Source organism: Streptomyces pyxinicus, from assembly GCF_024753135.1.
GTDB classification, from domain to species: Bacteria; Actinomycetota; Actinomycetes; order Streptomycetales; family Streptomycetaceae; genus Streptomyces; species Streptomyces pyxinicus.
In genome coordinates this window covers 128,251-143,552 of sequence record NZ_JANUGP010000021.1, presented here as the reverse complement: position 1 = coordinate 143,552, position 15,302 = coordinate 128,251, and the positions used below count along the sequence as shown (strand labels likewise).

The 15,302-nt window shown below is 68.8% G+C and carries 10 protein-coding genes; 8 read left to right on the top strand and 2 right to left on the bottom strand.

From position 1 onward, the window contains the following. The 3 genes from NX794_RS24910 to NX794_RS24900 form a co-directional block, all read left to right on the top strand. Positions 1-3,601, top strand: a 3,601-nt coding sequence (locus tag NX794_RS24910) for a DUF6531 domain-containing protein (RefSeq protein WP_428985953.1), incomplete at its 5' end; no start/stop codon positions are given. Positions 3,602-3,625: 24 nt separating this feature from the next. Continuing rightward, the gene (locus NX794_RS24905; protein WP_258781128.1) at positions 3,626-4,057 is read left to right on the top strand and encodes an SMI1/KNR4 family protein; all 432 of its coding nucleotides are present in this window, start codon (positions 3,626-3,628) and stop codon (positions 4,055-4,057) included. A gap of 294 nt (positions 4,058-4,351) precedes the next feature. Continuing rightward, on the top strand, positions 4,352-4,912 hold the full coding sequence (locus NX794_RS24900; RefSeq protein WP_258781126.1) for a DUF4097 family beta strand repeat-containing protein: 561 nt from the start codon (positions 4,352-4,354) through the stop codon (positions 4,910-4,912). A gap of 13 nt (positions 4,913-4,925) precedes the next feature. On the opposite strand, the gene NX794_RS24895 is transcribed toward NX794_RS24900, so the two are convergent. After that, positions 4,926-5,786 (bottom strand): G1 family glutamic endopeptidase, encoded by an 861-nt coding sequence (locus NX794_RS24895; protein ID WP_258781125.1) that lies wholly within the window; start codon positions 5,784-5,786, stop codon positions 4,926-4,928. A gap of 298 nt (positions 5,787-6,084) precedes the next feature. Between NX794_RS24895 and NX794_RS24890 the strand changes: the two genes are divergently transcribed. The 5 genes from NX794_RS24890 (at position 6,085) to NX794_RS24870 (ending at position 12,055) form a co-directional block, all read left to right on the top strand. Next, positions 6,085-6,960, top strand: coding sequence for a calcium-binding protein (locus NX794_RS24890; RefSeq protein WP_258781124.1), 876 nt, complete (start codon positions 6,085-6,087; stop codon positions 6,958-6,960). A gap of 307 nt (positions 6,961-7,267) precedes the next feature. Continuing rightward, positions 7,268-8,368, top strand: coding sequence for a trypsin-like serine peptidase (locus NX794_RS24885; protein ID WP_258781122.1), 1,101 nt, complete (start codon positions 7,268-7,270; stop codon positions 8,366-8,368). Positions 8,369-8,457: 89 nt separating this feature from the next. After that, positions 8,458-9,507, top strand: a complete 1,050-nt coding sequence (locus NX794_RS24880; protein ID WP_258781120.1) for a zinc-binding alcohol dehydrogenase family protein — start codon at positions 8,458-8,460, stop codon at positions 9,505-9,507. A 117-nt stretch (positions 9,508-9,624) separates the two neighbouring features. Then, entirely contained in the window at positions 9,625-10,677 is a 1,053-nt protein-coding gene (locus NX794_RS24875; RefSeq protein ID WP_258781119.1) for an acetylserotonin O-methyltransferase, read from the top strand. A gap of 262 nt (positions 10,678-10,939) precedes the next feature. After that, a complete protein-coding gene (locus tag NX794_RS24870) occupies positions 10,940-12,055 on the top strand; it encodes a hypothetical protein (protein WP_258781117.1) in 1,116 nt (371 codons plus the stop codon). Positions 12,056-12,146: 91 nt separating this feature from the next. On the opposite strand, the gene NX794_RS24865 is transcribed toward NX794_RS24870, so the two are convergent. After that, entirely contained in the window at positions 12,147-15,299 is a 3,153-nt protein-coding gene (locus NX794_RS24865; protein WP_258781115.1) for an ATP-binding protein, read from the bottom strand. Positions 15,300-15,302: the final 3 nt, after the last annotated feature.

The following is a 15,302-nucleotide window of genomic DNA, read 5'->3' as shown; positions in this document are numbered from 1 at the left end:
AGGCGCCGAAGGAGGCGCCGGCAACGTCCTGCGCAGGGAGGCACGTCAGGCAACGGAACAGCATCCCCACGCCACGTCACGCCAGCCTGGCGAGCTGACATGCGAGAAGGACCCCGTCGATGTCGCCACGGGCAGCGTTCTACTTTCCCAGACGGATGCCAATCTGCCGGCCGGGCTACCCCTCCTTTTCAAGCGCGAGTTCTGTTCCTCCTACCGCGCGGGACGGTGGTTCGGTCCCACCTGGTCCTCCACCGTCGACCAGCGTTTGGAGATCGACGCCGAGGGAGTCGTTCTCCTGGGCGAGGACGGTCTGCTGCTGACCTATCCCCACCCCGCTCCCGGCGTACCGACACTGCCCAGGCATGGAAGCGCGCTGTGGCCTTTGGATCGCACCCCCGACGGCTACCTGCTCAGTGACCCCGATCACGGACGCCGATGGCACTTCACACAGGTGGACGACGAGCTGGCGCTGCTCGACCGGCTCGACGACCGCAACAGTAACTGGATCCGGATCACGTATGACGAGCATCAAGCGCCTCGCTCTCTGGAGCACAGCGGCGGCTACCGTCTGACGATCGACAGCGAAAACGGGCGCATCCGCCGGCTCGCGCTCACGGGGGCCGGGCCACTCGGTGGCAATCAGGAACTGGTCCGCTACGGATACTCCGACCACGGGCACCTGATAGAGGTCGTCAAATCCGGCGGGGTACCCACACGCTTCGACTACGACAGCCACGGACGCATCGTCACCTGGACAGACACCAACGGCCGTGCTTTCACCTACACCTACGACGATCACGACCGCTGTACCTATCAGTCCGGCGAGGACGGCCACCAGCGCTCGGCCTTCACCTACACCAAGGACTCGGAGGAAGTGCGCACCACCACCGTCACCGACTCCTTCGGTCATGACACGCGGTATGTGATTAACAAACGGGACCAGGTGATAGCTCGCGTCGACCCGCTGGGCAACACCACAAAATACGTTCGCGATCGGCACAACCGACTACTGCGGCACACCGATCCACTCGACCACACCATCACTTTCGACTACGACGCAGCCGGACATCTTGCCACTGTGACCCGGCCCGACGGGCGCACAGCGCGCGCCGAATACAACGACCTCGGCCTGCCCGTGAAAGTGGTCAACCCGGACGGCACCATCGTTCGACAAACCTACGACAACCGCGGCAACTGCACCTCACAGAGCAGCATTTCTGGCCAGACCACCTACCGCACTTATGATGTGGCGGGACGCCTCACCTCGGTGACCGACTCACTGGGTAACACCAGTACCATCGAATCCGACCGTGCCGGGCTGCCCGTGACCGTGACCGATGCCCTCGGGGCGACAACGCGGTACGAGCGCGACCCATTCGGGCGGATTACGGCAGTCGCCGACCCAGTCGGAGCCGTGGCGCACTTCGCCTGGACGGTCGAGGGTCGCCTGGCGCAATACACCGCACCGGACGGCACAGTTGAATCCTGGGCATACGATGGCGAGGGCAATTGTGTAAGCCATACCGATGCTCTGGGCGGGGAGAGCCGCTACGAATACACTCATTTCGATCTGCTCCTGACGCGGACCGGACCGGACGGTGCCCGCTACGATTTCACCCACGACACGGAGCTTCGGCTGGCGAGCGTCGTCAACCCCCTTGGTCTCACCTGGCAATACGAATACGACGCCGCCAGCAATCTGGCAGCCGAGACCGACTTCGACGGCCGCCGTATTTCCTATTCCCACGACAGAGCAGGCCGACTGGCAGCACGTACTGACCCCACAGGCCAGGTAATCAGCTACGAGCGGAACTTCCTCGGGCAGGTGACTCGCAAGGAAGCCGCAGGCCAGACAACCGAGTACACCTACGACCTCACCGACCAACTGACTCAGGCGACCAGCCCGGATTGCACGCTGACGCTGCTGCGAGACCGGTTCGGATGCCTTCGCTCCGAAACCATCAACGGCCGCACTCTCGCCTATAGCTACGATCGGTGGGGGCGGCTCAGCACCCGAACCACCCCGACCGGCGCGGTCACCACCTGGCATTACGACATCGCCGGCCGCCCGACACGGATGGATGCCGCAGGCCGCGCCGTCGAATTCGAGTACGACGCGGTGGGCCGGGAAGTCTCCCGCCGCATCGGAAACCACCTCACCTGGTCCAACCAGTTCGACCCCATGGGGCGCCTCACCGCCCAGACCGTATCGAAGACTGGTAGCAGCGATCCGATCCGGCAGATCAGCTACGCCTACCGCGCCGACGGCAGCGTCACTCAAATCGACGATCACATGATCGGCCCACAACGTGTCGCCCTGGACATAGCCGGCCGCGTCACCGCTGTGCACGCGTCGAATTGGAGCGAGACCTACGCCTACGATCCAGCAGGCAATCAAGTCTCCGCGTCATGGCCCACCAGACACCCCGGGCACGAGGCCACTGGCACCCGCTCGTACATGGGAACCAGAATTACCAGTGCCGGTGCGATCCGCTATGAACACGACACCCTGGGCCGCGTCACCCTGCGGCAGAAGACCCGCCTGTCCCGGAAATCTGATACCTGGCGTTATCAGTGGGACGCGGAGGACCGCCTCACCTCGGTAACCACGCCTGACGGCACCCGCTGGCTCTACACCTATGACCCGCTTGGTCGTCGCACCAGCAAGATACGGCTGGCCAAAGACAGTGAAACCGTTATCGAACGTACCGATTTCACCTGGGATGGCACGACACTGTGTGAGCAGACTACCGTCGCGACGCGCTCATCTCACGCCGTCACTCTGACTTGGGACCACCACGGCCTACGCCCAATAACCCAAACCGAGCGAATAACCAGCGCTAACGCGCCTCAGAATGAAATTGACGCACGATTTTTCGCCATAATCACAGATCTAGTCGGCGCCCCAAGCGTACTCGTTGACGAAAATGGTGGTACCGCCTGGAGGACACAACGAACCCTGTGGGGATCCACGGCATGGGCAAGTAACAGTTCCGCGTACACGCCCTTGCGGTTCCCGGGGCAATACTTCGACCCCGAGTCCGGACTTCACTTCAACCACTGGCGTTACTATGATCCTGAAACAGCACGCTATCTCACGCTCGACCCGCTGGGGCTCGCTCCAGCACCCAACCCAGCGGCCTACGTTCACAACCCACACCTGTGGGTCGACCCGCTGGGTCTCACGCCTTGCAAGGCCGCAGCGCAAATCGCCAAAGACAACCACACCACCCCACTCGGTAAGGAGGTACCCACCCGTGAAGAAGCCTCCGTCGGCAACGCGACCAGCCACAACTACAAGAAGAATTTCTTCGATGAACACCCGGAACTCAAAGGAAAGGTTGTCGTTCACCATGCCATAGAACAACAAGTTCTCAAACGTTACCCTGGCTTGTTCACGGCGGACGAGATGCACTCTATCGAAAATCTCCGCGGAATCCCTAAGGGTGACATTAACAGCAAAATCCATCTTAGCGAGATACGTGTCTCGTGGAATGATTTCTATCGAACCCACCCCACTGCAACACGGCAGGAAATCCTCGACCAAGCGAGCAAGGTGGATGATATGCTGGGCCACTGGTTCAGTCCCCGCATTAGATAACCCCCAGAGAATGGAGAAGGGCAGATGTGGAGAGAGCTTGCCTCTGAGTACCCCGATGTGGAACTGCAGGGCCCCGCAGACCCTGTCGCCCTCGACGCTATCGAGGAGCAGCTCGGCGAGACCCTTCCCGTGCCTTTGCGGGAACTGCTCGCAGAAACGGACGGAATCGAGGCCGAGTACGGCACCGAGGTAATCTGGACCGCTGAAAGAATCTTGACTGAGAACCACTCGTTTCGCCGCAACGAGCAGTTCCGCGATCTTTATATGCCGTTCGAACCACTCATGTTTTTCGGAGACAACGGCGGAGGCGACCAATTTGCCTTCGTGCGCGCCCCGGCCCGCAACGACATCTTCGTGTGGGATCATGAAACGGACAGCCGCACGTGGGTGACCTCGTCACTGGAGTCTTACCTGCGCAGCGCGCTAAGCAGTGATGGCGAAGACTGGTACCGATGATGCGGCTCCTCACGTGTTCCATTGCTTTCGAAACAGCGAGATCCGGTGGCTAGCAGCGGACCAAGTCGCACGAACGGCGAGCGGAAGCCCCGTCACGGCGCCCGCGCAGCCTGGGCCGGGTGCACCCTGCTCGCACTTCTCGCACTGACGGCCTGCGATCACAGCGGCGGCGACCGGCCCCCGCCCGGGACCGGAGGGGCGTTCAGGAAGGCCGCTCTCGCGGACGGCAGTCGGCTCGTCATCACCACCGAGGGCGGCGTCCGGGTCGTCGGGACGGACGCCGACCGTGTGACGGTGGACGGCACGACCCTCGCCCACTGGGACGGGAGCGGCAGCACACACACCCTCGACCTGCCCTGCGACCAGGGCGACGACCGGGCCAGGGCCAACTGCGGCGGCATGCCGCTCGTCCACGTGCCTGCCGGTGTCACGCTCACCGTGCGGGCCCGCAACGCCGGGGTCGACGTGAGCGGCGTGCGGGGCGGCCTGAGCCTGAGCACCGTCAACGGCGACGTCACCGTGCGGGACTCGGGCACGAAGGGCGCCGTCCAGCACCTCGTGACCCGCAACGGCTCCGTGCGCGCGACCGGCCTGGACGCACGCGGCGTGGCCGCCGAGACGGTCAACGGCGACGTCGACCTGCTGTGCACGACCTCGCCCGGCACGCTCGACGGCGTGACCCGGAACGGCTCCGTGCGCGTGACCCTACCGGCGGACGCCCCGCCGTACACGACCGACACGAGCACCACCAACGGCCGCTCCACCGTAGACCTACCGGCCGCCGACTCCGCGGACCACCGGCACCGGCTGACCCTGCGCACCGTCAACGGCGACACCGAAGTCCACCGGGGCTAGCGTCCGGCAGGCATCACGGAGTACGCGTGGTGCCGTAGTGACGCCAGATGATGTGGAAGGCGTCGCCGGCTCCCTCGGCCAAGGGGCCGGTGTCGGCGAGCAGGTTCGCGCCGGAGGGGTCCAGGCCCGTGTTCTGGACGAGCTGCTTCTTGACGAGGTTGGCCTCGGGATACGTCCGCAGGGCCGCCCCGTTGACCTTCACCCTCAGGAAGTCGAAGTCGCCGAACCTGGTCAGCGGATAGAGCCACCGGCCGTCGACGGGGCGTTCCGCCACGGCTTCCGCCGAGTTCAACTGGGGTGTCACGCCGCCCGGGACGGAGGCGGTCGTCTCGTCGCTCCAGAGGGGCGGCCCGTCCGTGGAGTTCACCTGACCGTAGTCGACCACGTTGAAGCGGAACTGCGCGCCGGTCTCGTGCTCCACGGCGATCTTGATGAAGTCGCCGGGTCGCACGGTCTCGGTGATCTGGTGGGAACCCGCGTTCTCGGAGGGGCCCTCGACCTCCCACCAGGCGTGGTACTGGGGCAGCTCCTCCAGGCAGTTGACGTCCACCCCGGCCTGCTCGATGGTGGTGTTCTGACCGGTCGGAAGCCCCCCGTCCAAGCCGATCCAGAAGGCCGCGTTGGTGTAATTGCCGTCGCCCTGGGCGGAGCAGTCGGCGGTCGGCACGATGAAATGTGCCGTGATCTTCGTCAGCCCCGCCTGCCTGAGGATGTACCCGCCCCAGTTGTAGGACTTCTCGGTGACCTGCGCCGAGGCCGGACCTGAGGAACTCGCCTGCGCCTGGGGCACTTGCCCGGCGGCGACGAGGGCCAGGGCGCAGGCCGCCGCAGCGGTGAGCGTCCGGCTTCGTGAGGGAACGGCTGATAACGCCATCGAAGGCTCCCGCCGGCTCGTCCATGGACGCGGACACCGCCTGGGACCGACGGCGCCGCGCCAGAGTCCCGCCAATGTAGCGCCGTCGCCACGCGACCGGAACAGGGGCGGTCCCCGGAAATCCAACGCCGAGGACGGTTCGCGCCAAGTCGGTGCCAAGCCGAGATGAACTCCGCTGGAACAAACCGGATGTGCCCGGACCGGGTCACAACCGCCCCACCCTTCGCCCGGTCGAACGGAGTACCCGGACGCGCGCATCAGAAGCGCAAGCGATCCGGGGTCTCGCCGAAGGAGAACCATGTTCAGCCGTCCCACCGCCGCCTTACCGCAAGCACTCGCGCTCGCCGCGACGACCATCGCCGTGTCCGGGATGATCTCGATCGCCCCGGCCGGCGCCACGACCGCGCAAGGCGCCGAGGCGGTCTCCACGGGCCAGAAGCTCTTCTACACGGCGGCATCCGGACAGACCAACCACCTGAAGATCGACTGGGCGCTGGGCCCGACCGATCCGGACTCCCAACTCACGGACTACATCTACACGTTCGATGACACCGTGACGATCACCCCTGGCGCCGGCTGCATCCGCCCCGACGTGAAGGACGACACCAAGGTCGTCTGCACGGTCACCGAACCCAACACCTCGGCATCCGACCTGGACACCTTGATCGTCGACCTCGGCGACCGCGACGACACCGCGACCGTCGACCCCGACAACAGCGGCTACTCCCGCATCCACGGCGGCTCGGGCGCCGACACCCTCACCGGCCACGGCGACGACGTCCTCTACGGCGACGCCGGGAACGACCACCTGTCCGGTGGCGGCGGCGCCTACAGCGAAGGCGCGTTCGGCGGCGCCGGCGACGACACCCTCACCGACTGCGGCCACACCTGCCACGGCGGCCCGGGGAACGACACCCTCACCGGCGGTCTCAGCGAGTTCGACGAGGAGTACACCGACTACGGAAACGCCCTCTACGGCGACGACGGGGACGACGTCATCCACGGCAACGAAGGCGACGACACCCTCACAGGTGGCCGGGGCGACGACCGCCTCTATGGCGGCCCCGGCGCCGACACGATCTACGGCAACACCGGCGACGACATCCTCCACGGCGGGCCGGGAACCGATCGCCTGTCCGGCGGGGCAGGGGTGAACCACGTGTACCAGGACTGACGCGGCGCGCCGCCCGTCCCTCTCACCGGCCCACGCCACTTCCAAGGTGACCACGGCCGAGGTGAACCGCGGTCCCCATGTCCACGTAGTACCGCACGCACCGTGGCGGCATCGTCCGGATGCCGCCACATGCGAGTCGTTTCCGTCCGCGGACACGCGGACGCCCTTCGTGGCCGGACCGATGGGAAGTGGACACCCTGATACACGAACGCCTGTCTGCGGGCAGTACGGTACGGCCGCCCGCGGTGTGGGTGGTGCTCCCGCCGGCCAAGGGCCGGGCGAAAGCCACCGCGCCCGGAGGTGCGGCGTGAAGAGCGTGCGGAAGAAGGCTGTCCTGGTGATCGCCGTAGGCTGTGCCGTCGCGCTGCTCGTGGTGGCCGGCCTCACCGATCTCCCGCGCCGGATCGTCGCCGGATCGTCCGGCCGGGCGGACAGGGCGGCGGCCGACTGGCGTGACTGGGACCCGGCCACCTGGGCGCGGGACAACTCCGCCTTCCTGAATCCGGTCGTCAAGGGTCTCTGGAATCCCGAGCGGATGCGCAAGTCCGGCAGTTCCGATCGTCCGGTGCGCCAGGACGTCGGCGTGGACGAACCGGGGCTCTCGGATCCCGAACCGGCGCCGGTGGCCGCCGAGCCGGTTCCGGCGCCGTACCGGGAGAACGCCCCGGTCGTCGGGAAGCTGTTCTTCGACACCCCGGACGGCCCCTCGGTGTGTTCGGGCACCGTCGTCAGCGACCCGGCGCAGCCCGGCGCCTCCGACCTGGTGTGGACGGCCGGGCACTGTGTCCATGCCGGTGCGGGTGGCGGCTGGTACCGGAACATCGTGTTCGTGCCCGCCTACAACGACCCGGCCGCGACACGGACCGCGGGGATGGGCCGCGAGCAGCTCGCTCCGTTCGGAGTGTGGTGGGCCGACGGGGCCCGCACGTCACCGCAGTGGATCAGTCAGGGCCGGGCGACCGGAGGTGACGGCTCGCCCTTCGATTTCGCGGTGCTGCATGTCAAGCGGACGGACGCGGCGGGCGCTGCCTCGCTGGAGGAGAGCGTCGGCGCTGCGGCCGACCTCGGTTTCGCGGCTCCGCGTACTCAGGACGTCGCCGCCATGGAGCTGTGGGGATATCCCGCTGTGCAGCCCTTCGACGGCGAGCGGATGTTCCGGTGCCGTTCCCGGCCCGGGCGCCTGTCCGTCAAGGCCGACCAGCCCTCGCTGTACCGGGCCGGTTGCACCATGACCGGCGGTTCCTCGGGCGGCGGCTGGTTCATCGAGGGTACGGACGGCAAGCCGACCCTGGTCAGCAACACCTCCATCGGTCCGGACAACCAGAGCTGGCTGGCCGGGCCGCGTCTGGGGCGGGAGGCGCGGGCGATGTACGAGACGCTCAGCGGACAGTTCGCCGGCCGTGGCTGACCGCTGGGAAGCCGGTGAAGGGATACCCGTGTTCCATCATTCGGTCGCGCGATGCGGCCGAGGTAAAGACAGACGAAAGGACCGTTTTCATGAGCCAGGCCAAGTCACCGATCCAGATTCCGAAGACGATGCCCGCCGTGGCGTACCGCACTCCCCTGCCGGCCGACGATCCGGAGAGTCTGCTCGACGTCGAACTGGACGTGCCGGAGCCGGGGCCGCGTGATCTGCTGGTGAAGGTCGAGGCGATCGCCCTCAACCCGGCGGACTACAAGGTCCGGCAGAACACCGACCCGGGCGGCGAGGCGAAGGTGCTGGGCTGGGACGCGGCCGGCACCGTCGTCGCCGTCGGCGGCGAGGTCGAACTGTTCTCCCCCGGCGACGAGGTCTACTACGCGGGCGCTCTCGACCGGCCCGGCGCGAACTCCGCGTTCCACGCCGTCGACGAGCGTCTTGTCGCCCACAAGCCCGCCACCCTCACCTTCACCGAGGCGGCGGCGCTGCCCCTGACCTCGCTCACCGCCTGGGAGGGCCTCTTCGAGCGGCTGAACCTGCGGGAGCGCCCCATGGAGCGGACGGGCAGCCTGCTCGTGACCGCCGCGGCGGGCGGCGTGGGTGCCATGGTGGCGCAACTGGCGCGCGCCCTCACCAGTCTCACGGTCATCGGCACCGCCTCCCGTCCCGAGACGGCCGATTTCGCGCGCCGGATGGGCGCCCGGCATGTGGTCGACCATCACCAGCCGCTGCCACCGCAGTTGGCGGAGGTGGCGCCCGACGGACTGGAGTACGTCTTCGGCACCGCCGGCACCGACCGCAACCTCGACGCCTACGCAGAGGTGCTCAAGCCGTTCGGGCACATCGTGGCCATCGACGACTTCGAGAGCCTGCCCGTCGGTGTCCTCAAGCCGAAGAGCATCTCGTTCCACTGGGAGCTCATGTTCACACGATCGATGTTCCGCACATCCGACCAGGCGGCACAGCACCACATCCTGACCCAGGTGGCCCGCCTGGTCGACGCGGGCCACCTCGTCTCGACCGCCACCCAGGACCTCGGTCCGGTCAACGCCGCCAACCTGCGCCGGGCGCACCGCCTCCAGGAGTCCGGCAAGGCGGTCGGCAAGACCACGCTCACCGGCTTCTGAACCACCGTCCGTACCCGCGGCGCGCGTCAGTGAGGAGCCTCGGGCGGTGAACCCGAGGCCTCCTTGGCCCGTAGCCGTCGATGACCACGTATTCCCCCATCGTTCGAAGGAACCGACATGCCGTTCTCCGGAGCCCTTGCCCAGCCCTCCCCCGCCGAGGCGGAAGCGGGCCGTCATATCGACACCGTCTTTCAGATGCTCACCGGGCACTGGGTCGCGCAGACGGTGCGCGCGGCCGCCCATCTGCGGATCGCGGACCACCTCGCGGCCGGCGACCGTACGGCGGACGACGTCGCGCGGCGGGAGACCAGTGACCCGGCGACCACCTACCGTCTGATGCGGGCCTGTGCCTCGCTCGGACTGCTGGCCCAGGAGGGAGAGGGCCGTTTCACGCTCACCCCGCTCGGTCAGGTGCTGCGCGAGGGCGTGCCGAGTTCGCTGCGCGAGGCGGCGCTCGCCCAGGGCGCCCCCGGCCACTGGAGGAGCTGGGGGGTCTTCCCCGAGGCCGTCCGGGTGGGGGGCAACGGCAGCGAACTCGCCCTCGGTGAGAACCTGTTCGACTATTTCGGGAAGAACCCCGCCGAGGCGGCACTGTTCTCCAAGGCCATGTCCAACATGACCGGACTGGTCGTCGAGGACACGGTCGCCCTGCTGGACCTGGGTGAGGCCAAGCGCGTCGTGGACCTCGGGGGCGCGGACGGCGCGCTGGTCATCGCGCTCCTGCGGGCGCACCCGCACCTCCAGGGCCAGGTGTTCGACCTCCCGCACGTGGTGGCCGGCGCCGAGCGCGCGGCCGCCCAGGCCGGTGTCGGCGACCGCTTCACGCCGGTTCCCGGAGACTTCTTCGCCGAGGTGCCGGAAGCCGACTACTACCTGCTCAAGTGGGTCCTGCACGACTGGTCGGACGACGAGTGCCGGGCCATCCTCGCCAACTGCCGCAAGGCGGCCCGGCCGGGCGCCCGCATGCTGGTGATCGAGGCCCTGGTCGGGGAGACGACCGACGGGCCCGACCCCGCCGCCGTGCTCGACATGAACATGTTGGCCGTTTCCAGCGGCCAGGAGCGTGACCTCAGCGAGTTCGACGCGCTCTTCACGGCCACCGGCTGGAAGCGTACGGACATCCGTCCCACACGGTCGCTGTACTCGCTGATCGAGCTGGAAGCCGTCTGACGCACGCGCCGACGCCGCGCATCTCCGTCCGCCCTGTTCCCGTTCCGTACCGGGGGCAGGGCGGACGCATTGCCAGGGCTCGCGCATATCCATGGTCACGGAACCGTCTCGGCTGATCATGCGGCGAACCATTCCCGTGAAACGCCCGTAATTCGAGTGTCAGCGTCCCACCGCGACGGTGTGGGACGGAGGTTGTTCGGTGTTCCGATTACCAAGGGGTATTTAGATGTTCCGTACGCGCACCATGGCTGCCGTAGCCGCCGTGACCGGTGCACTCCTGCTTTCCGCTTGTGGTGGCGGCGACGGTGAATCCAAGAACGACGCGGCCGCGGTCGGCACGAGCGGATTCCGGTTCCTGTCCGGTACGGCCAAGCAGAACAGCGCCGATCTGACTCAGGGCGACACCGCGGACAACGCCACGCCGAGTGTGGTGACGAAGAATCCGAAGCCGGTCCTGCGTAAGTGGGTCCAGCTTTCCGCGGGAAAGGCCGGCGACCTGAATCCGGTGACGATCAACGGCGCCGGATTCGTCCTCTACCGATTCGACAAGGACGCGACCGACCCGTCGAAGTCGAACTGCTCCGGTGACTGCGCCACGACGTGGCCGCCGTACCTGGTGGCTCCGGGCGGGAAGGTGTTCCTGGACGGCGTCAGGAAGGAGAACGTCGGGTTCATCCGGCGGGATGGCGGCTTCCAGGTGACGATCGGCGGCAGCCCGGTCTATCTGTTCAGCCAGGACACGAAGGCCGGTGACACCAACGGGCAGGGGCGCAACGGCACCTGGTTCGGGGTGACCCCGGACGGGCAGCGCGCGGGTCGGAAGGGCGGCGGCAAGGGTGCCGTCCCGCCGCTGCCGTCCGGTCCCGCCACCACCCCGGCGGCCACCAGTGCCACGTTCTTCGACTCGGCCGACTTCGCCGAGCCGGCCGAGGGGATCGTCGGTCCGGGGTGCAAGCCCGTCCGGTTCAACGGCTCCGTCTCCCTCACCGGTTTCGCGACGGTGTGGTCCGGCGACAACTGCACCGGCAGGTCCGCGCGCGTCGACAAGAACGTCAAGGACCTGAACGCGCTGGGCATCGGCCCGGTCAAGTCCATCGGCTTCGCCTCCGGCGAGTCGACCGGCAGTCCCAGCCCGACCGCCTCGGCCGCCGCGAACGCCACCTTCTTCGACGCGCCGAACTTCGGTGAGCCGGCCCAAGGGGTGGGCGGTCCCGGCTGCCAGGCCGTGCGGTTCGGCGGCTCCGTCTCCCTCTCGGGCTCCGCGAAGGTGTGGTCGGGTGACAACTGCACCGGCAGGTCGAAGGTGATCGACAGCAATGTCGCCGACCTGGACGCGCTGGGCATCGGCACCATCAAGTCGATCCGCTTCGCCGGCTGACCCGGACCGGTATCCGGGTTCACCGGTGGCCCCTCGCGCAGCCGTGTGCGGGGGGCCACTCGCATGGTGCGGCGCGGGTCGGACGGCCGCCTCAGCAGAAGCACGCCAGCACAGAGGGCGTGGCGGCGAGCCAGCCGTGGACCGTGCTCACGTCGACCGCGGCGGCACCGCCGGCCGACCGGCAGGCGTCGAGCCGCTCCAGCAGGACGCCGATGGCGCGCCGGGCGAGGGGTTCGAGCACCCGGCCGTGCGCCTCCCGGGCCCGGTCGGCCCACAGCGCGGCGGTGTCCCGGGCCCGGGGATCCGCCGAGTCGCACAGCGCTACGGCGGCGAGACCGGCGGCGGCCACCGCCCGGCGGTCCAGTGGCGCGGCCGGGGACTCCCAGACGCCGCGGAGGATCGTCTGCGCGGCGCCGAAGTCGCGGCCGTGCAGCGCGAGGAACCCGCGCAGGCCGGCCGTGGCCGCCAGGAGGTCGTCCGCGCTCAGTTCGTGGGCGATCCGCACCGCCTCCACCAGCCGCCGCTCCGCCTCGGCGAAGGCGCCCTCGGACAGGTCCAGGAAGACGATCCTGAGGACGACGTACGCGTAGCGGGCGCGGGCCCCGATGGGACGCAGCACGCGCGCCGCCTCGGCCCACTGGTCACGGGCGCGTTCGCGCAGGCCGTCGCTCTCGTCCGCGTCGCCGCAGAGCATGAGCGAGAAGGCGCGCGCGAAGTCGTCGCCCGCGGCCCGGGACGCGGACACCGCGATCAGTCCGTGCCGCCGGGCGCCCTCGACGTCGCCGTGCTGGAGGCAGTACGTCGACCAGTTCGTCTGGAGGACGGCCCGCTCCCAGTGGAAGTCGGTGTCCCGGACGACGGACTCGGCGCGGGCGAAGAGTTCCGCCACGTTGTCGTACCCGTTCAGCATCGCGTGCAGGGTGTCGTAACACGGTCCGACGACGGCGAGCGCGGGGTTCCTCGCGTGGTGCCAGGCCGCCTCGTGCCGCTCGATGAAGGAGCCGGCCTCCTCGTGCCGGCCGGCGACGTGGTTGAGCCAGGCGAGCCACGCGATGGTGTAGAAGAGCGCCCATTCCTCGTCCTCGACCGGTGCCGGGGGCTGCTCGCCCGGTGCCGTCTGCGGCGCCGCGAGCGTCGTGTCGTATGCGCGCAGGCCGCGCCGGAGGCGATCGATGCCCTCCTCCTCACGGCCGCTGATGAACCAGTAGTAGCCGAGCCGCGCTTCCAGCAGCAGGCAGGTGACGGTGCGCGACCGGGCTTTCAACAAGTCGGAGGCGGCCTTGATGTTGGCGGACTCCTCGGTGAGCCGGTCGGCCCACCGGGCCTGGTCCCCGGAAGCGAGGTTGCGGGTGCCCTCGGCCACGAAGTGGACGGCCCAGCGCGTGAAGCGGTCCTCGGCCTCCCCCGCTCTGCCCTCGTCACGGAGCCGCTCGCCCGCGTACTCGCGGACCGTCTCCAGCATCCGCAGCCGGGTCCCGTGCGCACCGGGGACCGGCACGAGGAGGGACTTGTCGACCAACTGCGAGAGCAGGTGGAGGAGTTCGGTGCTGTCCTCGCCGGCGAGCCGGGCGGCCGTCTCGACCACCTCCACACAGCAGCCGCCGGCGTAGAGGGACAGTTCGGTCAGCAGCTTCTGTTCGGCGGGGTCGAGCAGCGCGTAGCTCCAGTCGAGGACGGCGCGCAGGGTGCGGTGCCGGGCCGGGGCGGTGCGCTCGCCCTTGACCAGCAGGGCGAAGCGGTTGTCGAGACGCGCCTCGATCTCCTGGACCGACAGCATCCGTATGTGGGCCGCGGCCAGTTCGACGGCCAGCGGCAGGCCGTCGAGCCTGCGGCACAGGGAGCGGATGTCGTGCCGCGCGGGGCCCTCCGTACCGAAGGACGGGTCGATCATGACGGCCCGCGCGCTGAAGAGATCGGCCGCCTCGTCGTCGGGCAGCGGTGCCAGGACGTGGAACGCCTCGCCGTGGATGCCGAGCGGCGCCCTGCTCGTGGCCAGCACCGTCAGGGCGGGGCAGCGCCCGAGCAAGGTCGCGACCAGCGAGGCCACGGGTTCCAGTACGTGCTCGCAGTTGTCGAGCACCAGGATCACCGCGCGGCCGGCGAGGAAGGAGACGAGGCGGTGCGTGGTGTCGTGCGGGGGCTGGTCGGGGCGGACGGAGGCGTCGGACAGGCCCAGGGCGACGGCGACCGCCGCGATGACGTCGGTCTCGTCCGCCGAGGCCAGTTCGACCCACCGGACACCGTCGCTGGACGGCTGAAGCCGGGCGCAGGCCTCCAGGGCCAGCCGGGTCTTTCCTACGCCTCCGGGTCCGAGTACGGTGACCAGCCGCTCGCGTCCGACCGCGGCGGACAGGTCGCCCAGTTCGCGGCGCCGGCCGACGAACGGCCCGAGGGAAGGGCTGAGGTTGCCCGCGGGCAGCGGGGCGGCGGACGCCGGCGCGGGGCCGGGGGCGTGCACGGCCCCGGCTGTGGTGCGGGCGGGCTCGGCGGCCGGGCTCAGGGAGGTGTCATGGCGCACCATCAAGGCGTGCAGGGAGCGCAGTTCGGCGGAGGGTACGGCGCCGATCTCGGCCATGAGGAACCGCCGCCCCTCCTCGTAGGCCTCCAGGGCTTCGGCGACGCGTCCGGCGCGGTAGAGCGCCAGCATGAGGCGGCCGCGCAGTCCCTCGCGCAGCGGTGAGCGGGACACCTGGGCCTTCAGATCCGGTACGAGTTCATCGGCCCGGCCGAGTTCGAGCGCGGCCGTCGCGCTGTCCTCCAGGGTGCTCAGCCGCAGTTCCTCCAGGCGGGCCCGCTCCGCCTCGAAAGCGGGCCCCTCCAGGTCCTCCAGCGCGGACCCGCGCCACAGCGACGCCCCCTGCCGGAAGGCGGCCAGGGCCTCGCGGTGCTCCCCCGCGGCGAGGTGGGCCCGGCCCCGCGTGACCGCGGCGTCGAACAGGGCGGTGTCCCTCTCGTCGTCCGGTTCCAGCACCAGCCGGTAGCCGCCGTGCCCGAACAGCAGCCGGCCTTCCTCACCGTGCGCGGCCAGAACGGCGCGGGTCTTGGCCACCTGTACCTGTAGCGCGTTGACCGGGTCCTTCGCCTCGCGGTCCTGCCACAACTCGTCGATGAGGGTGTCGCGTCGCACGGTGGCGCCCTCGGCGAGGAGGAGCCGGCCGACGATCGCACGGGAGAGGGCGCCGGGCAGGACGACCGCGCCTCGGCGGCTGTCCAGCTCCAGACGGCCGAGCAAGCGGAACTGCATGGA

Coding starts and splice junctions, on each gene's coding strand:
- NX794_RS24905 (WP_258781128.1), top strand. CDS start 3,626: ATGTGGAGAGAGCTTGCCTCTGAGTACCCCGATGTGGAACTGCAGGGC.
- NX794_RS24895 (WP_258781125.1), bottom strand. CDS start 5,786: ATGGCGTTATCAGCCGTTCCCTCACGAAGCCGGACGCTCACCGCTGCG.
- NX794_RS24890 (WP_258781124.1), top strand. CDS start 6,085: ATGTTCAGCCGTCCCACCGCCGCCTTACCGCAAGCACTCGCGCTCGCC.
- NX794_RS24880 (WP_258781120.1), top strand. CDS start 8,458: ATGAGCCAGGCCAAGTCACCGATCCAGATTCCGAAGACGATGCCCGCC.
- NX794_RS24875 (WP_258781119.1), top strand. CDS start 9,625: ATGCCGTTCTCCGGAGCCCTTGCCCAGCCCTCCCCCGCCGAGGCGGAA.
- NX794_RS24865 (WP_258781115.1), bottom strand. CDS start 15,299: ATGCAGTTCCGCTTGCTCGGCCGTCTGGAGCTGGACAGCCGCCGAGGC.